Origin of the sequence: Hyphococcus aureus, from assembly GCF_042643165.1 — a bacterium.
Taxonomy (GTDB): domain Bacteria; phylum Pseudomonadota; class Alphaproteobacteria; order Caulobacterales; family Parvularculaceae; genus Hyphococcus; species Hyphococcus aureus.
This window is the reverse complement of the sequence record NZ_JBHRSH010000001.1, coordinates 805,461-829,547: the sequence shown is the minus strand read 5'-3', so window position 1 is coordinate 829,547 and position 24,087 is coordinate 805,461. Positions and strand designations below refer to the sequence as shown.

At 59.1% G+C, this 24,087-nt stretch carries 23 protein-coding genes; 14 read left to right on the top strand and 9 right to left on the bottom strand.

Annotated elements, in window-relative coordinates; translation table 11 throughout:
* Window positions 1-231: 231 nt before the first annotated feature.
* Entirely contained in the window at window positions 232-1,893 is a 1,662-nt protein-coding gene (locus tag ACFOOP_RS03855) for an EAL domain-containing protein (RefSeq protein ID WP_379879544.1), read from the top strand.
* A 15-nt stretch (window positions 1,894-1,908) separates the two neighbouring features.
* Here the strand turns inward: ACFOOP_RS03855 and phaR are convergent, their stop codons facing one another.
* Complete coding sequence (gene phaR / locus ACFOOP_RS03850; RefSeq protein ID WP_379879543.1) at window positions 1,909-2,517, bottom strand: polyhydroxyalkanoate synthesis repressor PhaR; 609 nt, start codon at window positions 2,515-2,517, stop codon at window positions 1,909-1,911.
* A 232-nt stretch (window positions 2,518-2,749) separates the two neighbouring features.
* Between phaR and ACFOOP_RS03845 the strand changes: the two genes are divergently transcribed.
* The 4 genes from ACFOOP_RS03845 to ACFOOP_RS03830 all read left to right on the top strand — a co-directional run bounded on the left by ACFOOP_RS03845 (window position 2,750) and on the right by ACFOOP_RS03830 (window position 6,186).
* The gene (locus tag ACFOOP_RS03845) at window positions 2,750-3,925 is read left to right on the top strand and encodes an acetyl-CoA C-acetyltransferase (RefSeq protein WP_379879542.1); all 1,176 of its coding nucleotides are present in this window, start codon (window positions 2,750-2,752) and stop codon (window positions 3,923-3,925) included.
* 53 nt (window positions 3,926-3,978) lie between these two features.
* Window positions 3,979-4,704, top strand: coding sequence for an acetoacetyl-CoA reductase (gene phbB / locus ACFOOP_RS03840; RefSeq protein ID WP_379879541.1), 726 nt, complete (start codon window positions 3,979-3,981; stop codon window positions 4,702-4,704).
* A gap of 93 nt (window positions 4,705-4,797) precedes the next feature.
* Window positions 4,798-5,718: a DUF4908 domain-containing protein gene (locus ACFOOP_RS03835; RefSeq protein WP_379879540.1), complete on the top strand. Its 921-nt coding sequence runs from the start codon at window positions 4,798-4,800 to the stop codon at window positions 5,716-5,718.
* 84 nt (window positions 5,719-5,802) lie between these two features.
* Window positions 5,803-6,186: a hypothetical protein gene (locus tag ACFOOP_RS03830; RefSeq protein WP_379879539.1), complete on the top strand. Its 384-nt coding sequence runs from the start codon at window positions 5,803-5,805 to the stop codon at window positions 6,184-6,186.
* A gap of 6 nt (window positions 6,187-6,192) precedes the next feature.
* Here the strand turns inward: ACFOOP_RS03830 and ACFOOP_RS03825 are convergent, their stop codons facing one another.
* From ACFOOP_RS03825 to groES, 4 genes are all read right to left on the bottom strand, one after another.
* The gene (locus tag ACFOOP_RS03825; RefSeq protein WP_379879538.1) at window positions 6,193-6,837 is read right to left on the bottom strand and encodes a MarC family protein; all 645 of its coding nucleotides are present in this window, start codon (window positions 6,835-6,837) and stop codon (window positions 6,193-6,195) included.
* Window positions 6,838-6,939: 102 nt separating this feature from the next.
* Window positions 6,940-9,063: an alpha/beta fold hydrolase gene (locus ACFOOP_RS03820; RefSeq protein WP_379879537.1), complete on the bottom strand. Its 2,124-nt coding sequence runs from the start codon at window positions 9,061-9,063 to the stop codon at window positions 6,940-6,942.
* Window positions 9,064-9,230: 167 nt separating this feature from the next.
* The gene (gene groL / locus ACFOOP_RS03815; protein ID WP_379879536.1) at window positions 9,231-10,886 is read right to left on the bottom strand and encodes a chaperonin GroEL; all 1,656 of its coding nucleotides are present in this window, start codon (window positions 10,884-10,886) and stop codon (window positions 9,231-9,233) included.
* 32 nt (window positions 10,887-10,918) lie between these two features.
* Window positions 10,919-11,206 carry a co-chaperone GroES gene (groES, locus tag ACFOOP_RS03810; protein WP_379879535.1) on the bottom strand — a complete coding sequence of 96 codons (288 nt, stop codon included), beginning with the start codon at window positions 11,204-11,206 and terminating at the stop codon, window positions 10,919-10,921.
* A gap of 332 nt (window positions 11,207-11,538) precedes the next feature.
* Here groES and ACFOOP_RS03805 point away from each other — a divergent pair, with 332 nt between their 5' ends.
* From ACFOOP_RS03805 to ACFOOP_RS03765, 9 genes are all read left to right on the top strand, one after another.
* Window positions 11,539-12,207: a YiaD family glycine zipper/OmpA-like lipoprotein gene (locus ACFOOP_RS03805; protein WP_379879534.1), complete on the top strand. Its 669-nt coding sequence runs from the start codon at window positions 11,539-11,541 to the stop codon at window positions 12,205-12,207.
* A 163-nt stretch (window positions 12,208-12,370) separates the two neighbouring features.
* Window positions 12,371-13,489 (top strand): EAL domain-containing protein, encoded by a 1,119-nt coding sequence (locus ACFOOP_RS03800; RefSeq protein WP_379879533.1) that lies wholly within the window; start codon window positions 12,371-12,373, stop codon window positions 13,487-13,489.
* 21 nt (window positions 13,490-13,510) lie between these two features.
* Window positions 13,511-13,939: a hypothetical protein gene (locus ACFOOP_RS03795; protein WP_379879532.1), complete on the top strand. Its 429-nt coding sequence runs from the start codon at window positions 13,511-13,513 to the stop codon at window positions 13,937-13,939.
* 36 nt (window positions 13,940-13,975) lie between these two features.
* Window positions 13,976-14,824 carry a TIGR01459 family HAD-type hydrolase gene (locus ACFOOP_RS03790; protein WP_379879531.1) on the top strand — a complete coding sequence of 283 codons (849 nt, stop codon included), beginning with the start codon at window positions 13,976-13,978 and terminating at the stop codon, window positions 14,822-14,824.
* A complete protein-coding gene (locus ACFOOP_RS03785; RefSeq protein WP_379879530.1) occupies window positions 14,818-15,714 on the top strand; it encodes a bifunctional riboflavin kinase/FAD synthetase in 897 nt (298 codons plus the stop codon). The genes ACFOOP_RS03790 and ACFOOP_RS03785 overlap by 7 nt, the downstream gene beginning before the upstream one ends.
* 162 nt (window positions 15,715-15,876) lie before the next feature.
* Window positions 15,877-16,566: a hypothetical protein gene (locus ACFOOP_RS03780; RefSeq protein ID WP_379879529.1), complete on the top strand. Its 690-nt coding sequence runs from the start codon at window positions 15,877-15,879 to the stop codon at window positions 16,564-16,566.
* A 380-nt stretch (window positions 16,567-16,946) separates the two neighbouring features.
* Window positions 16,947-19,943 (top strand): isoleucine--tRNA ligase, encoded by a 2,997-nt coding sequence (gene ileS, locus ACFOOP_RS03775; RefSeq protein ID WP_379879528.1) that lies wholly within the window; start codon window positions 16,947-16,949, stop codon window positions 19,941-19,943.
* On the top strand, window positions 19,940-20,479 hold the full coding sequence (lspA, locus tag ACFOOP_RS03770; RefSeq protein ID WP_379879527.1) for a signal peptidase II: 540 nt from the start codon (window positions 19,940-19,942) through the stop codon (window positions 20,477-20,479). The genes ileS and lspA overlap by 4 nt, the downstream gene beginning before the upstream one ends.
* An 87-nt stretch (window positions 20,480-20,566) precedes the next feature.
* Window positions 20,567-21,124 carry a DUF3035 domain-containing protein gene (locus ACFOOP_RS03765; RefSeq protein ID WP_379879526.1) on the top strand — a complete coding sequence of 186 codons (558 nt, stop codon included), beginning with the start codon at window positions 20,567-20,569 and terminating at the stop codon, window positions 21,122-21,124.
* 72 nt (window positions 21,125-21,196) lie between these two features.
* On the opposite strand, the gene ACFOOP_RS03760 is transcribed toward ACFOOP_RS03765, so the two are convergent.
* From ACFOOP_RS03760 to ACFOOP_RS03745, 4 genes are all read right to left on the bottom strand, one after another.
* Window positions 21,197-21,454 (bottom strand): hypothetical protein, encoded by a 258-nt coding sequence (locus ACFOOP_RS03760; protein WP_379879525.1) that lies wholly within the window; start codon window positions 21,452-21,454, stop codon window positions 21,197-21,199.
* Window positions 21,455-21,722: 268 nt separating this feature from the next.
* Window positions 21,723-22,133, bottom strand: coding sequence for a hypothetical protein (locus tag ACFOOP_RS03755; protein WP_379879524.1), 411 nt, complete (start codon window positions 22,131-22,133; stop codon window positions 21,723-21,725).
* 210 nt (window positions 22,134-22,343) lie between these two features.
* Window positions 22,344-23,003, bottom strand: a complete 660-nt coding sequence (locus ACFOOP_RS03750; protein WP_379879523.1) for a helix-turn-helix transcriptional regulator — start codon at window positions 23,001-23,003, stop codon at window positions 22,344-22,346.
* 183 nt (window positions 23,004-23,186) lie between these two features.
* Complete coding sequence (locus ACFOOP_RS03745; protein WP_379879522.1) at window positions 23,187-23,909, bottom strand: helix-turn-helix transcriptional regulator; 723 nt, start codon at window positions 23,907-23,909, stop codon at window positions 23,187-23,189.
* Window positions 23,910-24,087: the final 178 nt, after the last annotated feature.

Here is a 24,087-nt window from a genome sequence, read left to right as displayed (position 1 = left end):
AAGGGGTTAAATTGGGATCCCCGCTGCTTTCCGGCTTATTGATTAACCGCCCCACGCTTCAAATTTTATTTACGGCTTTGGGTCTAAGGTCCCTACGTAAATAAGTGAGTGGGTTTAATGGCCGATAACGCTAAGGCGTTCTTTCAAGCGAATTCTGATTCTGGCAAGGCGCCTCAAGCGGGTGAGCCTCAAGCCTCGGCCGCGCTATCTGTCGCGCCGCAGGACGGGGACGTGTCCGATCGCGGTCTTCAAACCATGTTCGAGTTTGATCCGGCGGCGGGCAGCCTAAAATGGTCGGACGATGAGGCTGCGGCGCGCATTTTCGGTGTCGCGCGCGAGGACGTCGCCGCAACGGGCAACGCCTTTTCCGCACGTATCGAGGGCCGGGAAGACGAAACGCGGATCGCCGCCTTTGCGGGCGAGCGCACGAGCTATGCCTGCGAATATCAGTTGAAGCGCGATGGCGGCGACGGTCATTGGGTGGAGGAGCGCGGCGGCTGGATCGGCGCCGGCGCGAGCCGTCGCCTGATCAGCGTCATTCGCTCCATCGAAACCCGCAAGCGCCGCGACGAGCAGCTATCGTGGCTCGCCGTCAATGATGAGCTTACAGGTCATCTCAATCGCAGCCATCTCAAGAAAGCGCTCGATGCAAAAATCGCCAGCATGATCTCAAGCGGGACAGCGGGCGCTTATCTGATGGCGGGGATCGACGATCTCGGCGCCGTCAATTCCGATTTCGGCTTTGAAGCCGCAGACAAGGTCATTGCAGAAGTGGGCGCGCGCCTCGCCAGCATTCTCGGTCCTGATGATCGCATCGGCCGCGTCGCCGGCACCAAATTCGGTGTCATCATCGCTGAAACCGATCCTGACCGTCTGCGCCAGATCTGTGTGCGTCTCCTCAACGTCGTGCGCGAAAGCGTTATAGAAACCAAGGGCGGCGTCATCGCCGCCTCCATCTGTCTGGGGGCGGTCAGTCTGCCGCAGCAGGCCGACAATTCGAACGCAGCCATGACCCGGGCGGAAGCCGCCCTCGATGCCGCCAAACGCATTGGCAAGTCGAGCTGGTCGGCGTTCACAGACAAGACTGACGTCGTCTCCATGCGCCGCCGCAATACGCATATGTCGGATGTAATCCTCACCGGCCTGAATGAGCGCCGCGTAAGACTCGCATTCCAGCCGATTGTCTCCGATCTCGATGAGACGCCGAAAAAATTCGAATGCCTGATCCGCATGCGCGGCGATGACGGCCAGAACATCCCGGCGCCGGAATTCATTCCGGCCGCAGAGCGTCTCGGCCTTGTCCACCTTCTCGATCGCCGTGTGCTTGAGCTGGCGCTCAATACACTCGCCGTTAATCCCAACATTCACCTCAATGTGAATATTTCCATGGAGACGGTGAAGGATTTTGTCTGGGCCGAGGGCTATATTGCGCTTCTTCGCGCTAATCAGGAATTTACGCGGCGTATCACGGTTGAGCTGACGGAAACCCAAGTTATCGATTCCATCGACGCCTCGATCGAATTCGTCTCCGAGATCAAACGCCTCGGCTGCTCTTTCGGCATTGACGATTTCGGCGCCGGCTACACGTCTTTCCGCAATCTCAAGGCGATGGATATCGATATTCTGAAGATCGACGGGTCCTTCGTCACCGGCGTTTCCTCCTCGCGCGAGAACCAGCTTTTTGTCAGGACGCTACTCGACCTCGCCCGCAATTTCGGCATGCAAACGGTCGCCGAATGGGTCGACAATGAAGCGGATGCGATGCTTCTCAAAGGTCTCGGCGTTGACTATCTGCAGGGCTTCCTGATCGGCAAGCCGGAAACCAATCCGGACTGGCTGCCCGACGGCGCCCCAAATGAAGCGCCGCAACGGGCCGAACGCCGTCAGTCGTAAGCCCGGATTTCGGGGTTACTCGCCGCCGCCTTCAAGATTGTCGAGTTTGCGCTGGAGCGCGGCGACCTGGTTTTTCAACGCATTGATGTCGTCATCGCTTTCAGCTTCTTTTTTCGGCGCTGAGGCGCCGCGCTGGGGCGTGTAAGACGGGCCGAGCGGTGAAAACATTTTCATCGCCTGCTCATAAAGCTCCATATTTTTGCGGACGCTTTCCTCGAACATCATATAGCCAGGCGCGCCGCCAAAAGCGTCGCGCATGCGGCCGCGCATTTCTTCCTGATTGCGTGAAAACGCATCCATGCTCATTTCAAGATAGGACGGCACAAAGCTTTGCAGGCTGTCGCCATAGAACTTGATCAACTGGCGCAGGAACTGGATGGGAAGAAGATTCTGGCCCTTGCTTTCTTCTTCGAAAATAATTTGCGTGAGCACTGAGCGCGTAATTTCTTCGCCGGACTTTGCGTCGAAGACGACAAAGTCTTCGCCTTCCTTCACCATCTCCGCGAGGAAATCGAGCGTCACGTAAGACGACGTCGCCGTGTTGTAGAGGCGGCGGTTCGCATATTTTTTGATGACGACCGGTTCGCCTTCGGCTCTGCCCCGGCCTTTTGATTTTTCTGACATGTTTTGCCCTCCCTTCGCCTACCGCGCTGCAGAAATGATGCGGCGCTGCGGCGCAGTGATTTTGTGCGCTTGCTAATCCTGCTATAGCATGAAAATAAGGTTTGCATACGCGTTAACCACAAGTTTTCGCGGCTTTAAACCATTGAGATTGTTTATCCTTCGCGTTTGAAGGGCGGGGCGGGCAAGAGGCCCTCCCGCCATTTGGCGCATAAATTCAGGTCAGGAGGCTCCTATGACGAGGGCGGTTATCGTTTCGGCGGCGCGAACAGGCGTTGCGTCTTTCGGTGGAAGTCTGGCGTCCGTTCCGGCGGCGAAACTCGGTGAAACCGTGATTGCTGCGGCCCTCAAACGCGCCGGCCTTTCCGGCGGCGATGTGGATGAGACCGTGATGGGCCATGTTCTCCAGGCGGGGCAGGGTCAGAATACGGCGCGGCAAGCCTCTATCGGCGCGGGGATCGATCAGGAAAAGCCGGCCATGACCATCAACCAGGTCTGCGGTTCAGGCCTTCGCGCCGTCGCCATGGCGGCGCAGGCGGTGCGGCTTGGCGACGCGTCTGTCGTCGTCGCTGGCGGCCATGAGAATATGTCGCTGGCGCCTCATGCGGCGCATCTGCGCGATGGTCAGAAGATGGGGCCGAAGAGCTTTATCGACACGATGATCACCGACGGCCTGTGGGATGTTTATAATGATTATCACATGGGGATGACGGCCGAAAATCTCGCCGAGAAATACCAGATCACGCGCGAAGAACAGGATGCTTTCGCGGTCGCCAGCCAGAACAAGGCGGAAGCGGCGAAGCTGGAAGGAAAGTTTGAAGAGGAAATCACGCCGGTCACGATCAAGACCCGCAAAGGCGACATTGTTTTCGCCGAAGATGAATATATCCGCGCGGGCGCGACTCTTGAGGGCATCGCCGGATTGAAGCCCGCGTTCAAGCGCGATGGCGGCACGGTGACGGCGGCCAACGCCTCCGGCCTCAATGACGGCGCCGCAGCATTGGTGGTGATGTCCGAGGAGGCGGCGAAAGCGCGCGGCCTCGAACCGCTTGCTACTATCGCATCTTGGGCGCATTGCGGCGTTGACCCGTCGATCATGGGCATTGGCCCGGCGCCGGCGACGCGTCTTGCGTTGCAAAAAGCTGGCTGGTCTCTTGACGATCTCGACCTTATCGAAGCCAATGAAGCCTTCGCGGCGCAGGCGTTGTCCGTCGGTAAAGAGCTTGGCTGGGATGCGTCGAAGGTGAATGTCAATGGCGGCGCAATTGCGATCGGCCACCCCATCGGCGCCTCGGGCGCACGCATTTTGACAACGCTGCTTTACGAGCTGAAACGCTCGGGCAAGTCGAAAGGCCTCGCAACGCTTTGCATCGGCGGCGGCATGGGCGTCGCGCTTTGCGTCGAGCGCTAAAGCCGGGCGAACGGGTGGAGTTGAGAGCAGATAAAAAAATCGGGAGAAACATCATGGGCAGGAACGCAATTGTTACGGGCGGCACGCGCGGCATTGGCCGCGCGATTTGCCTCGCGTTGAAGGAAAAGGGTTGCACTGTCGCTGCGACCTATGCCGGCAATGACGAAGCGGCGGCGAAGTTCAAGGAAGAAACCGGCGTCAACGTCTATAAGTGGGATGTGGGCGACTACGAAGCGTGCAAGGCCGGCGTCGCCGACATCGAGGCGGAGCAAGGCGCCACCGATATTCTCGTCAACAATGCGGGCATCACCCGCGACGGGATGTTTCACAAGATCGGCCCTGAACAATGGTCACAAGTGATCCGCGCGGATCTCGATTCGGTGTTCAACATGTCCCACCAGGTTTTTCCGGGCATGCGAGATCGCGGGTTCGGGCGCATCGTCAACATTGCGTCGATCAATGGCCAGAAAGGCCAGATGGGCCAGACAAACTATTCCGCCGCGAAAGCGGGCATGATTGGCTTCACCCGGGCGCTGGCCCAGGAAGGCGCCTTCAAGGGCGTGACCGTCAATGCGGTGGCGCCGGGCTACATCGCTACCGAGATGGTGGCGGCGATGCCGGAAGAGGCGTTGAAAAAAATCACCGCCCAGATTCCGGTGGGTCGGCTCGGCGAAGCCTGTGAGATCGGCGATTGCGTCGCCTTCCTCGCCGATGACAAGGCGGGCTTTATCACCGGGACGGTGCTGACGGCCAATGGCGGCCAGTATATCGCCGCCTGAGGACTGTAAGGCGTTGATTTCTAAAAGGGCTCCGGGGCGGAAATTTGCTGCCGGGGCCCTTTTTTCACCAAATTCGCAGGCTAGGTTTTGATCATGACTATGACAGGCCCCGGCCGGGGCGACTTCTGGATGGCGCAGCTTGCTGCACTTGTCATCGCCCCATTTCTAATGGCGGCGAGCCTTTTGTTTGCGTCCGCCTTTATCTCTACCGCGGCTGCGCAGGAGGCACCGCAGGACAATGTCTTGCTCAAGCTCGCTCAGGTCTCGGACAATCCGTTTTCGGCGCTTGTGGGCAAGCGCAGTGACCGCGACAGCGATTATGGTCCGGCGCGCGCTGTGGAGCGGTATGTGCTGGCGAGCGATGACCGGAGCTTTCTTTTTGAGGAGCATGGCGCCAGCGCGCGCGTCCGGTTTTTGTGCTCTTCGGAAGATACGCGTCTTGATTGCGTTCTCGACGCCGCAGGGCCGGCGCCGGAAATCCATCTGCTAAGCGCGACGCGCGGACCGCGCGGTGACGTCATTTACAAAACGGCGGAAGGCGAGACCCTGCTCAGAATTGCGGCCTATGGCGGTGCGACCGTGTTCTGGCCGGGCGAGCATCAGGGCGTTGCGGCGTCTAAATCCTTTGGTGATGACCGTCCGCTGACGCTTGTCTATGAAGACTATGATGCGGCGCTTCGGCGGGCGCAGGGCGCCTCCGCGCAATTAAGCGCGATTATCGGCTCGCCGATTTTCTTTGACGTCAGCGCCGGCCGCCGCGCCACGGGCGATAATGCGGCGGTGTTGTCGGATGCGGTGCTGACGGCGGCCAAAGGGCTCGCCATGGTCGCTGACGACGCTATCGGCGCGCGGGTCATCGCCGAGCGCATTCGCCGGGTCGCGTTCCTGCCGGGCGCGGCGCCCGGCGTCGCCCTCAACGGTTCGGTCCTTGAAGTGCTCTATGTCCCAAATCAGGACCTCAGCGGGCGGCCATCCTCAGCGAAAGTCGCCCGCTATCTGGAAGAAACCCTTTAGAGGGCCCATTTTTCCTGAGTGTTGTTTAGAAATTTCGCAGTTTTCGGTCTTAAAACAGCCGCAATGAGAGGGAAGACTGCGCCCATGATGCACGCAAAAGGCATATTCCAGAGACGCGCCCTGTTGGCCGCCGCTGGCCTTTTATGTGCGGCGCCAACGGCGGTGATGGCCCAGTCTCTGCGGGCGATGCGCGCCCAGGAAGCCCAGGAAGAGGCGCTTCAGCGCGAAGCGGCCTTCACCGAACAGCTCTGCGGCATCAGTCTGCAAGCCTCCATCAACTGGCGCAGTTTTTCCGATTGGCCGGAAGGCGCCAATGTCGCCAAGGCGTGTGACAGGGGGCTTTCCGATATTGAAACCCGCTGCCGCAAGGGCGCAGCGCCGCGTGTTTCGCGCTTTGTCTGCACCGGTGACGGCTCCGGCGCAAACTATAGCGGCGCAACGATGACTTATGGCGCCAGTTCCCGCTAAAGCGTTTTAGCCCGCGCTGATCTTTTCCAGAATTCCGACGCGCACGCCGTCGAAGACATATTGCGTCGATAGCGCCATCAGCAGCATGCCGAGGATGCGGGTGATGGCGTTCATGCCGGTCCGCCCGAGCGCATCGCCGATGCGGCTTGCAAAAGCCATCATGCAAACCGCAATGCTCAGTACAATGACCATAGCGATGATCGCGGCGGTCTTGTCGAGACCGCTGACGCCGGGGCCCATGAGGAGCATGACGGTTGCGATGGCGCCCGGCCCGGCGAGCATCGGCATCGCGAGAGGGAAGAAGGCAATATTGTCCCGGGCGGAAGCTTTCGGGCCCGGCGTTTTCGCCTGGGTCTCCGAGTCGGGATCGAAAAACATCCTGAAGCCCATGATGAAAAGAATAATCCCCATGGCGGCGCGGAAAGCGTCCAGCGTGACGCCGAGATGATGCAGCGTCGCATTCCCCGCAAAGCCGAACGCCAGCAAGATCCCGACCGAGTAAAGCGCCGCCATGAAGGCGATGCGCAGCCGCTCGCGTGGCGCTTCGTGCTTCGTCACGGAGGCGAAGATCGGCGTCACCAAAATCGGGTCGATGACGATGAAAAGCGTCACAAAGGCTGTGGTGAAGGCGGGTAGGATATCGGCGAGCATGGATCGGCTCCTTTGCCCGCCTTCTGCCTTTATGCGTCCGGCGGGGCAAGAAAAAAGGCGGCCCAAAAGAGCCGCCTTTTTCAGGAAATCATGCTCTCCCGGTCAGAAAGGCAGGAAGCCCCAGACCGCAATCCAGGCGGCGAGGGCGACGCCCGCCGCGCCTGTGAGGATGAGGCCGAGGCTGACGCCGATGGGCAAGGGCGTGCGCATGCGCGCCTTTACGGTGAGCCATAACAGCAAGAGCCCGAGCGGGCCTGCGGCGAGACCGGCGAGCGCTGCGAGTTTTGTCCAGCCCGGCAGGCCTGTCAGCAACAAGAGCGCATTTTCCTGCGCCGCCATGGCCGCGCCGGCTGCGATCCCGCCAATGGAAGCCGCGCCGGCGAGCGCTGTGATCCAGGCGATGATGCGCGCCCCGCCGGTTGGCATGGCGCCCGAGCGGTTGATGATGCGGGCGACAGGCGAAAGTGTGTAGACGATGGCGCCGAAGACGAAGATCACCGCGGCGAGGCCGATCCAGATTGCCGGAAAGGCGATGGACTTCTTGTCTTCCGTGAACATCACCGCGAGATTGGTGAGCCCGTTCGTGGCGAACAGGGGTCCGGAAAATTCCGGCCGTTCCATGCTTTGCGGGCAGGAGAGGTCCAGTTCGCCTTCGGGATCGTCATAGAATTTCGTCAGGAACTCACCCGCGCATTTGACCGAACGTGTCGGCCCGTGTCCCGCATAGGCGAACTCCACATAGGTGCCGTTGGAAAAGCCGGGGAGGATGAGTTTCGCCAGCGGCGGCGGCGTAATCGGGTCCATGGCGCCCTCCACCAAGAGCGTGCGGATATTGGTTTCCACCGGCAGATATTCTTCCGCCGGCCGTGCGTCCGCGCCATAGCGCTTGCAGATTTTCGCCTGTTCGTCGGCGAGAGAGGGATCGCCGAAAATCATCGACAGGACAGGATGATCGAGCCCGTCCTCTTCAAATGATTTGCGGATGCCGGGCGCCCAGCCGTCATTACAGGAAATCGCGTTGTACATTCCCTGGCTAATGTCGAAGCCGTCGCCCCCGCCGCCAGCGGTGGCGATGCGCAGGGCGTCATAATTTTCTTCCTCGACCATGCGCGTCAACGCCGAGATGAAGGCGGGAAGCGAGGGGTAATTTTTCTGCTCGTAAAACAGCGAGAAGGGCGCCCCGCCGATCAGGTCATGAAAGAAATAGGCTTTCCCGCTCGGGAAAAGCTCCTCGTCCAGTGCATCGAGTTCAATCGGGTTCGCCGCGACTTTCTTGATCGCGTTTTTATAGCGCTCCACAAGGTCGGGAAAATCGCGCGCGCAGGCGCTGTCTTCCTTGCAGGCGTCTTCCAGCATCGTCAGTACACGGTCGTAATGGCGCGCGATATGAAAGAAGGTGATGTCCTGTTGCAAGGGAACAATGGCGTCGATCACAGCGGCGCGAACGCCTTCCGGATCTTCTTTCAGATAGGCCTGGCCGAGGATCGAGCCATAGGAAATGCCCCAGACATTCCACTGCTCGAAGCCGAGCGCCCGACGCAGGGCGTGAACGTCGCGGGCGTTTTCCACCGTAGAATAGCCGGAAAGATCGACACGGGCGGCCTTTGCCTTTGCGAAACAGGCCTCCATCGCTTCGAGGCCAGCCTGTTGATAGGTCTCCCAGTCGGGGGCGTTCGCCGCCGCTGGATCGAACAGCGAATAATCCTGACAGAAATCCGCCGACCAGCCGATGCCGCGCTGTTCAAGAATATAAAGATCGCGCGCATCGCGAATGCCGTGATCCTTGAACCGGCTCACATAGCCTTGGGCCTTCGCGCCCGGTCCGCCGGTGAGGTAAATGATCGGGTCTTCGCGCTTTTTCCACTCACCCTTTTCTTCTGTGTCCCAATCGTCCGGCTGTCTTGCGTGCAGTTTGGTGATGCTGAGTTCGATCATGCGCGAGCGGGATTTCTCGCGATTTTCCGGGACTTCCAGAAGGCTGCAGGAAATTTCGCCGGGCTTGTAGTCAACTTGGCCTTTGAACGGGCAGATGACGGTGCGCAGGCGGAAGGTGTCTCGGGCGAATAAATCGGCGGGTTCGTTTTCGGAGCCGTCGCTTTCCTGCGCCGGGTCTTCCGACAGTGCGGCGGCGATGTCTGCCGGCTGCGCATCTTGCGCAAAAACCGTTGTCATCATGATGAAATAGGAAAGAAACGCCGTCCGCGCCGCGCGCAAGAATAATGTCATGTCAGCCCCGCCTTGAATGCCCCGCCGGGAGACTAGCAAAAGAAGGGCGGCGCGCAATGACGGCGCCTGTAATACCCGTTAAACGGGTATGGGTGCGCTGCAAAAAAGGCGGCCCTTGTGGGGCCGCCCTTTTTTTACGCTACTGAATTTGTGGCTGGAAAGCCGGCTTACATCATGCCGCCCATTCCACCCATGCCGCCCATGCCGCCCATGTCAGGCATGCCGCCGCCGGAGCCTTCTTTTTTCGGCGCGTCGGCGATCATGGCTTCGGTGGTGATCAGGAGGCCGGCGACAGAAGCCGCATCCTGAAGCGCGGTGCGTACGACTTTCGCCGGATCGACGATGCCTGCCGCGATAAGATCGACATATTCGTCGGTCTGAGCGTTAAAGCCGAACTTGTAGCTGTCCTGCTCCATCAGCTTGCCCACAACGATCGAGCCTTCGCCGCCAGCGTTTTTGACGATCTGACGGATCGGAGCCTGAACGGCGCGGCGCACGATGTTGATGCCCGCAGTCTGGTCGGCGTTTTCGCCTTCGAGACCGTCAAGCGCTTTTGAGGCGTAGAGTAGGGCCGCGCCGCCGCCCGGAACGATGCCTTCCTCGACAGCCGCACGGGTTGCGTTGAGCGCGTCATCGACGCGGTCCTTGCGTTCTTTCACTTCCATTTCGGTCACGCCGCCAACCTTGATCACAGCAACGCCGCCAGCGAGTTTCGCCAGACGTTCCTGCAGTTTCTCACGGTCGTAATCGGAAGTCGTGTCTTCGATCTGCTTGCGGATCTGGTTGGTGCGGGCTTCGATGTCCGCTTTTTCGCCAGCGCCGTCGACGATGGTGGTGTCGTCTTTATTGATCGTGACTTTTTTGGCGGTGCCGAGCATGTCGAGGCCGACATTTTCAAGCTTGATGCCGAGATCTTCGGAGATGACCTGGCCGCCAGTGAGGATCGCGATGTCTTCGAGCATCGCTTTGCGGCGATCGCCAAAGCCAGGCGCTTTCACGGCTGCGATTTTGAGGCCGCCGCGGAGCTTGTTGACGACGAGGGTCGCCAGCGCTTCGCCTTCGACATCTTCTGCGATGATCAGCAGCGGACGCGAGGACTGAACCACTGCTTCCAGAAGCGGCAGCATGGACTGAAGATTGCCGAGTTTTTTCTCGTGCAAGAGGATGTAGGGGTCTTCAAGCTCCGCAATCATCTTGTCAGCATTGGTGATGAAGTAAGGCGACAGGTAGCCGCGGTCGAACTGCATGCCTTCAACGACGTCGAGTTCGGTTTCAGCCGTCTTGGCTTCCTCAACCGTGATGACGCCTTCATTGCCGACTTTTTCCATCGCTTTTGCGATCATTTCGCCGATTTCTTTTTCGCCATTGGCGGAAATCGTGCCGACCTGCGCGATTTCAGAAGAAGAGGCGATTTTCGTTGCGCGATTTTTGATGTCCTCGATGACTTTCGCTACAGCGAGATCGACGCCGCGTTTCAAATCCATCGGGTTCATGCCGGCGGCGACAGCTTTTGCGCCTTCTTTGACGATCGCCTGGGCGAGAACGGTTGCGGTCGTGGTGCCGTCGCCGGCTTCGTCATTGGTTTTCGACGCCACTTCGCGCACCATCTGGGCGCCCATATTCTCGAACTTGTCTTCAAGTTCGATTTCTTTTGCGACAGTTACGCCGTCTTTCGTTGTGCGCGGTGCGCCGAACGATTTGTCGATGACGACGTTGCGGCCTTTCGGGCCGAGAGTCACTTTCACCGCATTGGCGAGAATATCGACGCCGCGCAGCATTTTATTGCGCGCTTCGACATCGAACTTGACTTCCTTGGCAGCCATTGATGCTTCTCCTTAAGTCTGTGTACTGAGGGTTAGTCGATAATCCCGAGGATGTCGGATTCTTTCATGATCAAAAGATCCTCACCGTCGATTTTCACTTCTGAGCCGGACCATTTGCCGAACAGAATCTTGTCGCCTGCCTTAACGTCTAGCGGGACGATTTCATTGTCATCGCCGCGCGCGCCTGAGCCGCAAGCGACCACTTCGCCCTGCTGGGGCTTTTCCTTGGCGGTGTCGGGGATGATGATGCCGCCCGCGGTTTTCTGGTCTTCTTCGATGCGGCGGACCAGCACGCGGTCATGGAGAGGCCGAAAAGCCATGATTGAGGTCTCCCTAGGCTGTGTTTCTGAATAAAAACAACAGGTTAATCCAATAAACAGACAGCTGAAGCGTCTGTTGGCACTCACTCCAAGCGAGTGCTAACGGCGATTTAGGAGCGTGGGGGGGAACCGTCAAGGGGGTGGGCTCGAAGGAAGATTTACGGTTGCTGACAATTGTTTCGCGGTTGGGGGGAAACTTTTATCCTACTTACCTGTTTTTAATGGCGGAGCGCCCTCAATCAGCCCATATTCCGGGCGATATTTCAGGGCCGGACGGGGGCGCGAGGCTGCCCGGACGATGGGTCAATGCAACGCTGAAAGGAACTACAGCAATGCGGAAAATGCTTATTCTTGCGTCGGTCGCGGTTTTCGCGGTCGGCTGCACCACCAATCCCTATACAGGCGAAAAGCGGGCGAGCCGGACGGTGACGTCAGGCGCAGCGGGCGCTGGCGCCGGCGCCGCGGCGGGCGCGATTGTCGGCGCAATCGCTGGCGACGCCAAGAAAGGCGCGATTATCGGCGCAGGCGTCGGCGCGGCCACGGGCGTCGGGATTGGCGTCTATCAGGACCGCCAGCAGGCGAAACTGCGCGAACGGCTCGCCAATTCGGGCGTTTCGGTGACGCGTCAGGGCGACAATATCATTCTCAACATGCCGTCGGACATCACCTTTGGGGTGAACCAGTCGGATATTACGCCGGGCTTTTACGAGACGCTGAATTCCGTGGCGCTCGTTTTGAAGGAATATAAAAAGACCTCAGTCAGCGTGTACGGCCACGCCGATTCCACGGGCTCTGATTCCTATAACCAGGCTCTGTCCGAACGGCGTGCGCTTTCTGTTTCGAACTATCTCGCCTCGCAAGGCGTAGCGCCCGCCCGCCTTCAGGCGGTTGGTTATGGCGAAACTCATCCGATCGCGGACAATTCCACCGAGTATGGCCGCGCGGCCAATCGCCGGGTTGAAATCGTCATTGATCCTATCGACAGCCAGTTCAACAGTTAACGCGGTCTTAAAGCGTCATTCGAAAGCCCGTCAGGCGTCATGCCTGGCGGGCTTTTTTATTCTCATCTTGTCGGTCATGTCCTGAACCGGAGCTAATCTTAAGCGCTTTTTTAGAGTGTTTTCCTAAAACTGTTTCCTTAGTCGCGATCGGGGAGGGCGACGTATGGGAATGAAAGTGCGGGGCGCCAATATGAATCTGCGTCAGAAAAGTTCACGCTATTGCGCCGCGGTGCTGTTTGCCGCCGGGGCGGCTGGCGCCTTTCTTTTGATGGCGGCGATCCGGGCGAATTTCAAACCGGATCTTGAGATTTGGCTCGCTGCGGCGCTTGTGGTGACGCTGATCCTGCATGCCCGCGCAGGTTTCGCCCTTTCTCGTGCGCAACAGGAAATTGAACTGCTGCGCAATCTCGTCAATCGCTTCCGGCCATCGCCCGCGAAAACGCCTCCATCGCTCGAATTCGAACCTGTTTCCTCCATCGATGAAGCCGACGCCAAGGCGCTTAATTGCGTGAAAAGCGCCATCGAAAACGACCGCGTTGATCTTTACCTGCAGCCGATCGTCAGCCTGCCTCAGCGCAAGATGCGTTGCTTCGAAGCGTTCTCTCGCCTGCGCCATGAAGATGGCGGGGTCATCAAGCCGGCGGATTACATTGACGCCGCGGAACGCGCAAATCGCATCGGCGTCATCGACAACATGATCTTGCTGCGCTCGGTGCAGGCGTTGCGCCAGCTTGGGCCCCAGAGCGCGCATTACCGTATTTTCTGCAACATTTCGCCGGCGACGATTTACGACGTCGATTTCTTCACACGCTTCACCGATTACCTCGACGCCAATGAAGACCTCGCCCAGCGGCTTGTGTTTGAATTCACCTATCCGGCCGTAGAAATGATGCATGACCGGGTGAAGAAAAATCTTCGTCTTGTCGCCGATCGGGGCTTCTCCTTTTCGGTGGATCATATCCGTCGCTTCGATCTCAACTGGACGGCGCTGCGTGAACAGAACTTCCGCTATGTGAAGGCGTCGGGCGCGCTTCTCTTAAGCGAAAGCTGCAAGGGCGATGTGGGCCAGGCGCGCATTCGCGCTTTTAAGAAAGCGCTCGCCGAAAATGAAATCGATCTGATCGTCGAAAAGGTTGAGTATGAAGAACAGATGCCCGAGATCTTGAAGCTCGGCATCGACTATGGCCAGGGCGCCCTGTTCGGCGCGCCGCGCATCGCCAGCGATTATCTGTTTGTGGAGAGTTCTGCGGCGAATGTGACGGAACTGGCGGCCGCATCCTGAGGTACCGGGGGGGGGGGTGCAATGCCATATGAAACCACCTGGAGCGACCGCGGCGTTCATTGGCGTTACTATGGCGATGTGACGGCGGCGGAAACCAGGCTGGCGGACGCTGAGTTTTACGGCGATGCGCGCGCAGATCGCTCCATCTTTCAGCTCATCGATCTACGGGACGTGACGCGGCTCGATTTTCCGGAGCATGATCAGGAACTGACGGCGGCGATCGACGGCGCGGCGAGCATCTCAACGCCGCTGGTGAGGGTCGCCTTCATCGTGCCCGATGATCGTTTTGACGAGGCTTTGAAGATTTATCTCGAGCTTATCAACCGCACGAGCTGGTCGGCGCGCATCTTCACCGACCCGCAGACGGCGGAAGACTGGTGTGAACGTCGCGGTGAAAACCCGATCTCGGAAAGCCGGCGGCGCTTTGTAGCGGGTGGATCGGGCGCTTGACCGGCAGGCGCATCGGCCTTATCGGCCTTGGGCCTTATGAGCGATATCGCTGTCATTTCCTCCCTTGAATCCGTCGCCCAGCGCTATGACGCGCTCTTGTGCGACGCTTGGGGCGTTATTCATGACGGTGTTACGCTGTTTCCCGGCGTCGCCGAAGCGCTTACCCGGTTTCGCGAAACGCGGGGGCCGGTCATCATTCTCACCAATGCGCCGCGCCCGTCCTCCGTCATTCCGGCGCAATTGGACAAGATCGGGCTGCCGCGAAGCGCCTGGGACGATATCGTTACCTCGGGCGACGCCACCCGCGCAGCGATTGAGGCGCGGCTGCCGGCGCCGGCTTTTCGTCTGGGCCCTGCGAAGGACGATCCCTTGTTCGAAGGGCTCGACATCGATTTCCGGCCTCTGGAGGAAGCAGCGTTCATCATCTGCACGGGCATGGAAGATGACGCCCATGAGACGCCGGATGATTATCGCGGGCTGTTGGAGCGGGCGGCGAAGAGGCGTTTGCCCATGATCTGCGCCAATCCCGATATAGTCGTGAACTGGGGCGGGCGGCTGATCTGGTGCGCCGGTGCGCTCGCTGAAATCTATAAAGAACTCGGTTGCGAAGTTGTTTATGGCGGCAAGCCGCACGCGCCGATCTACGATCTGGCATTGAAGCGTATCGAAACGCTGCGCGGCCAAACGGAAACCGCCCGCATTCTTGCTGTGGGCGACGGTCTGAAGACAGATATTCTCGGCGCCAATAACAAGAAGCTGGATGTTCTCATGATCGCTGGCGCTGGCGGCGTTCACGAAGGCGACCGTGATGCGGACGCCGTCGCGGCCAAGCTGGAAGAGGCGGGGCTTCACGCTATGGGCGTTGCGCAGGCGCTGCAATGGTAGCTGGAAAAAACATCATCGCCGCGCTCGGCAATTTTGACGGCGTCCATCTCGGTCATCAATATTTGCTGAAGCAAACAAAAGAGTTTGCCGAGGCTCATGGCGCGGCGGTGGGCGCTATTCTTTTTGAGCCGCATCCACGCCGTTTTTTCCGGCCCGACGATCCGCCGTTTCTTTTGACTCTGCCGGAACAGCGCGACGCCTTGTTGCGCGCCGCCGGAGCCAAAGAGATTTTCGCTCTGACCTTCGACAAGGCGCTTGCCTCCATGACCCCGGAGGCTTTCGTTACCGATGTGCTCAAAGACCGGCTTGGCCTTGCGGGCGTTGTCACCGGCGCCGATTTCCGGTTCGGCAAGGGGCGCGCTGGCGATGGCGAAGCGCTGCGGTCTCTCGGCGAGACGGTGGGCCTGAAGGTGAAGCTTGCTGAAGTTCTGTCAGAAACTCCGAATACGGAGAAATTCGGCTCCAGCGCGGTGCGCGCCGCCTTGCAAGAGGGCGCCGTCGAGCGGGCTTCTGCGATGCTCGGGCGCGACTGGTCCGTAACGGGCGTAGTCACTGAGGGCCGCAAGGTCGGTCGCACGATTGGCTTTCCGACGGCGAATCTGACCCTTGGCGAGCTGATCGAGCCGCGCAAGGGCGTTTACGTCACCCGAACCACAGTGGGGGGAGCGACTTATGGCTCGGTCTCCAATTTTGGCCGCCGTCCCACTGTCGGCGACAGCGCGCCCTTGCTCGAAACCTATCTGTTCGATTTCGACGGCGATCTTTACGGCAAGGAAATCGACGTCTCGTTCGCGGCGTTTTTGCGCGACGAGGAGAAATTCGACGGCCTCGACGCGCTCAAAGCCCAGATCGCCGATGATTGCGTGAAGGCGCGAGCCATTCTTGGATAGTTGGCTCGGTTAATATTCGCTCGCGGTTTTGTGCGGGCGGCGGCGTGTATCGGCACGGGTTTTGCCTCATTCTCGACACAAACCACGACAAAATGGCGTCATGGTTCAGTTTCCCCGCATCTCTTCCGGCGGGGTTCCTTAAAAGTGTTTTGGGGAGGCGTTATGGCCCGCAAACTCATTCTTTCTCTCGCCGCGGCGAGCCTGGCTTTCGGCGTTGCAGCGCCTGCTTTCGCCAAGGGCTATCACCACGGTCATCGCGGTCATCACCGCCATGGCGGCGGCGGCAAGGGCGCCGCGATTGCGCTCGGCGTCATCGGCGGCGCCATTATCTTGAATGAACTCGCCGAAGACCGAGCGAGAGACCGGTATTATGAGGATCGCTACTACCGTGACCGCGCTTATGAGAGCCGGGCCCGTGAGCGCGCCTATGACAGCGGTTATTATGACGGCCGCGCCGATGAGCGCCGCTATGATGACCAGTATGACGACCGCTATGAGAGCGGCGACGACGACGGCTATTATGACGATGACTATGACGATAGCGGTCTCGCCGGGGCCGGACCGGTCGACCCGGCGCCAGTCTATCGCACCCCGGATACGAATTATGACCGGGCGCCCCGCCGGATTTCTGCGGCGGCGGCGTATCGGGTCTGTCTCGATCAGGCGCGCGGCGCTCTCGGCGAGCGGGGTTTTGTGATTTCCGCGCCCTATGCCCCCGACACGGTGGAGGATCGCGGCGGCGCGCTCCTCATGACCGCTACGGTCAGGGCGCAACGCGGCGGCGACAGCTGGGCCCGGGCCATGTCCTGCGAGGCGAGCGAGAACCGGGTCTACCGGCTTGAGCTGATCTAGAAAAGAATCTCCTCCCCCGCATGCGGGGGAGGTGTCAGTGAAGCTGACGGAGGGGGTAAGCCCCCATCGCCTCGCCCCTGCGCGCTACGCGCGCAAATTATAGATTGGTCGCCTTCGCGGCCGGGGCTCGGCACTTCCCCCGTTAACGGGGGAAGAGATGCGCATCCTCTCTTGCCTTTTATCGTGACTGACCATGTCGTCCCTGATATGAAGCGGGCCATGTTGAGCAGCATCCTCATTATTGCGGCGCGGCGCGCGCCAACACCCGCTCTGGCCCCCGGCCGAATAGGCCAGGCCGCCTAAAGCCGTTCAAAGGCTTGACAAAGGCGCCCGGGACCGGGCCTTCCTGACCTTTCCACGATCCGTATTTGAAGAGAGATATGACGATGCCAGACGCATCGAAAGACGCGACTTCTGAAGGGCGCGATTACAAGGATACGCTGTTCCTTCCCGAAACCCAGTTTCCCATGCGCGCGGGCCTGCCGAAGGCCGAGCCTCAATGGCTGAAGCGCTGGGCCGACATGGACCTGTATAAGCGCCTGCGCGAGAGCGCGAAGGGCCGGACCAAATACATTCTCCATGACGGCCCGCCTTACGCCAACGGCCACCTCCATATGGGCCACGCCTTCAACAAGGTGTTGAAAGACCTGGTGGTGCGCTCTCGGCAGATGCTGGGTTATGACGCCAATTACGTGCCCGGCTGGGATTGCCATGGCCTTCCCATCGAATGGCAGGTCGAAAAAGAGTTCGCCGAAAAGGGGCGCGCCAAACGCGATGTCTCCAAGAACGAATTCCGGTCCGCTTGCCGCGTCTATGCGGAGAAATGGGTCGACATCCAGCGCGGCGAGTTCAAGCGCTACGGCATCGAGGGCGACTGGGATCATCCCTACACCACCATGGCGTTTGACGCCGAGGCCGCCATCGTCAATGAGCTGTTGAAGTTCGTCGACAAGGATTTGCTTTATCGCGGATCGAAGCCGGTGATGTGGTCGCCGGTGGAACAGACGGCGCTCGCCGAAGCCGAGATCGAATATCACGACCACCAGTCGACAACGATCTGGGTGAAGTTTCCGGTTTCCAGGATCGCGCCGAGTAGCGCAAAAGCGTATGCAGAGTTTTGGAAACTTGACGACCCGAAGAGCGGTGCTCAATTTGAGCAGGCCTTTAAACAGTCATCAATCGTCATCTGGACGACGACGCCATGGACAATCCCCGGCAACCGCGCGATCTGCTACGGCCCGAAAATGTCCTACGGGCTTTATGAAGTAGTGTCCATGAAGGATGACCTCGGCTTTGAGCCGTGGTCAAAGCCAGGTGATAAATTAGTTGTCTCTCATGCGTTAGCCGAAAGTGTGAAAGAGGCGGGCCTTATTAAGGAATGGAAGTGCCTTTTTGAGGTTCCTGGCGATCTTTTGGAAGGCGTCACCTGTGACCATCCGCTAAAGGGTCTTGCCGGCGGTTATGAGTTTACCGTGCCTCTGCTTGCGGGCGACCACGTCACAGACGAAGCGGGCACGGGCTTTGTGCACACCGCGCCCGGTCATGGTCAGGAAGACTATATCGCATGGGTCACCGCCTTCGGCATGGAGGCGGAAATTCCGCATACGGTCGATGAGTACGGCGCCTATACGGAAGAAGCGCCGGGCTTTGAGGGTGCGCGCGTCCTCGTGATCGAGGGCAAGAAAAAAGGCAAGGAAGGCGACGCCAACAAACGCGTCATCGAGGCGCTGATCGAGCATGGCAATCTGCTCGCGCGCGGGCGGCTCGTGCACTCCTATCCCCATTCATGGCGCTCCAAGGCGCCGGTGATCTTCCGCAACACGCCGCAATGGTTCATCCGGCTTGGCGGCGTCGGCGAGGGCGGGCTGCGCGACACGGCCCTGAACGCCATCGACGACACGCAGTTCACGCCTGCGTCCGGGCGAAACCGCATCCGCGCCATGGTCGAGGGGCGGCCCGACTGGCTGGTGTCGCGCCAGCGCGCCTGGGGTGTTCCCATTGCGATCTTCGTCAATGCCAAGGGCGAGCCGCTCAACGATGCAAAAGTGAATGCGCGCATTGTGGAAGCGGTGAAGCGCCATGGCGCCGACGCCTGGTTCGACACCCCCGCGCAGGAATTTCTTGGCGATGACCACTCGGCGAATGAATATGAAAAGGTCGAGGATATTCTCGATGTCTGGTTCGATTCCGGATCGACCCACGCCTTCTGTCTTGAAGGCCGGGATGATCTGAAATGGCCGGCTGATCTTTATCTCGAAGGCTCTGACCAGCATCGCGGCTGGTTCCAGTCGTCGCTTCTGGAAAGCTGCGGCACGCGCGGCCGGGCGCCCTATGACAGCGTTCTGACCCACGGCTTTGTGCTCGACGATCAGGGCCGGAAGATGTCGAAGTCCATCGGCAATGTGGTCGATCCGGCGGAGATCACGCAGCAATATGGCGCCGACATTCTGCGCATCTGGACGGCGAGCTCCGACTATTCCGACGATCTGCGCATAGGCAAGGAAATCATCGGCTCTGCAGTCGACGCCTATCGGAAGTTGCGCAATACGCTGCGCTATCTCATCGGCGCGCTTGACGGTTTCTCTGACGCCGAACGGCTCGATCCGAAAGACATGCCGGAGCTGGAGCGTTATATCCTGCATCGTCTTGCGGTGCTCGATGATGAAGTGCGCGCGGGCTATGAAAAGTTCGACTTCAAAGGCGTCTGGCGCAAATGCCTCGACTTCGCCTCGCTTGAGCTTTCGGCTTTCTATCTCGATATCCGCAAGGATTCGCTTTATTGCGACCGTCCGGATGATGTTGGCCGCCGCGCTGCGCGCACGGTGATGGCTGAAGTGTTTGACCGGCTCGTCACATGGCTTGCGCCGGTTTGCGTCTTCACCATGGAAGAAGCATGGCTTGCACGGCATCCGTCGGATGACGGCTCCGTGCATCTTCAGCAATTCCCGGAAACGCCGAAAGCGTGGCGCGATGATGTGCTCGGCGCCAAGTGGAAGAAAATCCGCGAGGTTCGCCGTGTCGTCACCGGCGCCCTCGAAGTCGAACGCCGCGAAAAACGCATCGGCGCCAGCCTTGAAGCGGCGCCCGTCGTTCACATTGCTGACGCCGATTTGCTGAAAGCCTATGACGGGCTCGATGCGGCGGAACTCTTCATCACCTCGGGCGCAACCCTGACCAATAAACCGGCGCCGGAAAATGCATTCCGCCTCGAAGGCGAAACGCAAGCGGTCGCTGTCGTGCCGGTCGAAGCAGAAGGCGAGAAGTGCCGCCGCTGCTGGCGCATTCTGCCGGAAGTGGGCGCGCATGAAGCGCACGCGGATATCTGTGAGCGCTGCATCGACGCCGTCGAGGATGCAGACGCAAGGAAGAGCGCATGAGCGTGAACGACGCCATGGCGAAACTGAAAGACTGGTGGGGCGAGGCGCGATCCAACCGATTGTTCTGGCGCGGCCTCGCGCTTGCGGCGGTGGTCATCGTCGCTGATCAGGCGTCGAAAATGTGGATCGTTCACGGCATTGACCTGCCGCGCCTCGGCAAGATCGAAATCTCCGGCATTTTCGATCTGTCCTATGTGGAAAATCGCGGCGCGAGCTTTGGCATGCTACACGGCATGCGCTGGCTTCTGGCGCTGATTTCCCTCGGGGTTTCGATGGGGCTCGCCTGGTGGCTGGGACGCCTCCAGCGGCCTGTCGCAGCGATTGGCGTAGGGCTGATCATCGGAGGGGCGCTGGGCAATCTCTATGACCGCCTCGCTTATGGCTATGTGGTCGATTTCCTCGATTTTTCCGGGCTCTGGTTCCCTTGGGTCTTCAATATCGCGGATGCGGCGATCAATGTGGGCATCGCCTTTCTGCTGCTCGACGCCTGGCGCACAGGGCAGGCTGAAAAACGCGCGGAAAAACAGGGGCAGTAGGGCGTTTCGCCTTTGCGGCGAGCCGGAGCCATGGCTATAGTGCGCGCCATTCGGCGGGCGGGTGAAAAGAAGTCTGGAGTGATGCACATGATCAAGAATTCTGCGATGCGCTTTGCCGCTGTGATGGCGCTGATTGCTGTCGGCGCGAGCGGGTGCGGCATCTCGAAGGCGGTGGGCGGCAAACAGGCGCCTGATGAATTCGCCATCGCCACCAAGGCGCCGCTGGTTGTGCCGCCGGATTACGCATTGCGGCCGCCGCGTCCGGGCGAGGCCCGCCCGCAGGAATTGTCGCCGTCAGAGCGCGCGCAGCAAGTGTTGCTCGGCGACGCTTCGTCCGCACCGCCGTCGGCTGGCGAACAGATGCTGTTGCGCAAGGCGAACGCCTTCGGCGCCGATGCGTCGATCCGCCAGCTTCTGGATGCTGAAAATGGCGGGCGCGGTGAGAAAGACCGCTCTCTCGCCAATCAGGTCATGTTCTGGAAGTTCAATGGCGGTAAGGTCGATGACTCCGCCGCGCCATTGCGCGTCGACAATCCCGAAGAATGGATGGCCGCGCGTGACGAGGCGATCAAGGCGGTGATCGGCGAAGAAGGTCAGGTCGAAATCAAGAATTCGAAATCGCTCGGATTGCCCGGCGTCTTTTGATCCGGCTAAAATGATCATGAAAAAACGCGGCTCTTGCGTGCCGCGTTTTTTTGTCAGCGTATGGCGTCAAGCTTAGTGACCGCTGTGAAAACACGCGGCGACGGCGTGTTTCACATCGTCATCTGCGTGTTCGTAGTCAGCAACGCTGTGAATTTTCTCGATCTTGGCTTCGAGTTCATGATGAGCGTCCGCCGCTTCGGCGAGGCAATGACAGACGCTGGCGTCGCCGTGATGATCGTTGGCGTAGGCGGCGCAGTGGTTTTCGACTTCATTGGCGTTTGCTGCGAACGGCGCAATGGAGAAGAGAGCGGCGGCGAAAAGTTTTTTCATTTATGGGAGATCCTCAAAACTTGTCGGCTGGTTTTTTTCCAGACCGTTGGGTTGTTGTTGTGGCGAGGCTTCTCTCGGGAAGCCGCAACCGGATGCTCGCAGGTCAGGGCTAAGAATCCGCCAACAGAGATGGTTAAAATTGAAACTATTTTAGTGGCGCAGCGGAGCGAGCCGGACAAAAGAAAACGCGGCCTCCGAAGAGGCCGCGTTCCCTCGCAAGACTGAACAAATACGTTTCCCGGGACGGGGGAGAAAGAAAATTTCCCGATTAACGCAAGTTCGCCTTGTCGAAGCCTTTCAAAACATCGTGCTCGCCAAGCATTTTGACGATGTCCAAAAATGCTGAATACGCCATGGCGTCGGCGCGGTTCAGGTCTTCCATGGGCTGCTCAAGATCAGCGGTGTCCCAGCGCCACATGGCCAGCTTGTAGAGAAGGTCGCGCAAGCAACGGGCCGGCAGCGATGCGGCGGTGCGCAGGACAATGGTTTGCGCCTCTATCAAGCCGGTGAGCCTTGTCTCGTTTTCTGTTTCATTCTCCGGGGTGCAACGGCCGATTTCACTGTCGATCTGGCGGAAGACTTCGAACAGCTTCTCATGATGGTCCTCACGCAGGTTTGCCTGCGGCAGGGCCTTTTCCTGAATTTCAGTTATCTCTTTGCGAAGACTGGCGATGTCCATCGCGGTTTCTCCCGCCGCTATCCATTGTCTGGACGGCGGGTCATACGCCCGGGCAATGGGGGTGTCTGTCACGTGAATAACCGACATTCTTAGGACGGCTGACCTATATAGATATAGGGAATGATAATTTAGAAAAAGATAGTATTACAGAATATTAAGACTCGCCCTTGGTTGGGCGAAGAGACCGATCGCTAAGAAAAAAGCGCCGCTTCAGGCGACGAGGGAAAGACCCGACCGGCAGGCGGCGATGACCGCTTCGGTCCGGTTATTCACGCCGAGCTTGTCAAAGCTGCGGTTCACCAGCGTGTTGATGGTGCTCAGGGAAAGATCAAGACGGCGGGCGATCTGCTTGTTGCTCTCGCCGCGCGCGAGGCAGGAGATAATCTGACGCTCTTTCGGCGATAATTCGCGAACACTGTCAGTTATCAGAAGGTCGCCGGCGTGCCGCACGAACATTTCAACGCAGGCCTGGATGCGCCGGAGCTCAAATTCCGACATGTCGGAAAGGCTGTAATCATAGGCCATGCAGAAATAGGTAAGACGGCCTGGCCTGTCTGAAATATGCATGGCGAGACCGTCGACAAGATTGTTGGCTCGCAGCAGGCTGAACAGGCCTTCTATTGTGTCGCTAGGCTGGAGGCTGTCCTCTGTATCCTGAAACCGGACGGGCATCGTAGAGCTGAGCGCTGCACGCATATAGGGATCGTCGCTTACGCAGTTTTCGGTCCGGTAATAGGCTGCGATTTCCGCGGGGAAGGAGCTGAACATTGGCGTCCAGCGCTCTGCGGCTGATCTGGTCCCATAGTTGAAGTTGTTCAGCACGGCGAATTTGGCGCCGGAATCGGCGACAAAATCGGCGAGCGCTGACATGACTGTCTCTTTATCCTCGCAGTCGGCTATGAGTGAAGCGAGGGCGGATGTGTACAGGGAACCGGAGATGGCTCTGTTCCTTAAAAGCAGGTTAACGGTTTTTCAGGATCTGGCAGCCTCATACGCGAAGCGTAAAGGCTTGTATGTCCCATAATCACGGGACACTAATATATTATTCCATGTTTATGGCAGAATTATGCCCATGGCAACGCCGGCCAGCGCCGCCTCCACCCGAGAGGTGACCCCCAGCTTGTCGAAGCAGCGGCGCACCAGCGTGTCCACCGTGTTGGGAGAGACGCCAAGCATGGCGCTGATGACCGGATTGCTTTTTCCTTGCGCAATCAACTCCAGCACCTCGGTTTCTCGCTTTGACAGTTTCCGCTTGCCGTTCTCGTCACGCGTGAGTTCGTGGAACCGTAAATGCATCTGCTGGCAGATGGCTTGCAGCTCCAGCAGTTGTGCGCGGGTGAATTCGACCTCTCGCTCTGTCGAGCCAAGGCAGAAATAGGCGACTTCGCCGGGGCGCCCGTAAATGGAGAAAGCGGCGCCAGTGGTCACATTATATTCGCGCGCCGCTGCGAACATCGCCTGTTGTTCTGCCGTCAGATTGGGCCTTGCCGCGATGTCGCTCCAGAGGATGGGGCCGCCGCGTTTCCGCGCTTCGTCCATGATGGGATCGAATTCAAAACATTTATGGTCGATGAAGTAGCGGATATAGCCTTCTGGAAAAGTCGAAAGGCGAAACCCTTTATGCAGCGGGACGCTCTTAAAGCCTTCAACAAGCACGTGATAATTGACGATATTATAACCGAGATCAGCGATAAATGCTTCAAAGTAACGCTTAAGCCGCCCAACGTCATTGATGCGGAGCGTCGCTTCGATGAAAGCATCAATATTACTGCGCACAACTCTCCCTCGGAACTAAAGTTCAGCCTGTTGCGCCAGTCCTGACTTGAATTACATCGCCTTTATTCAAAAGTTTTAGGACAGCGCGACAATCGTACCTTTTGAAGCGCCGCAAGTGCAATTAAAATCGGGTGCGCCAGCCTGTGCAAAACCTCTTTTTCAGGCCTATTTGCGAGGC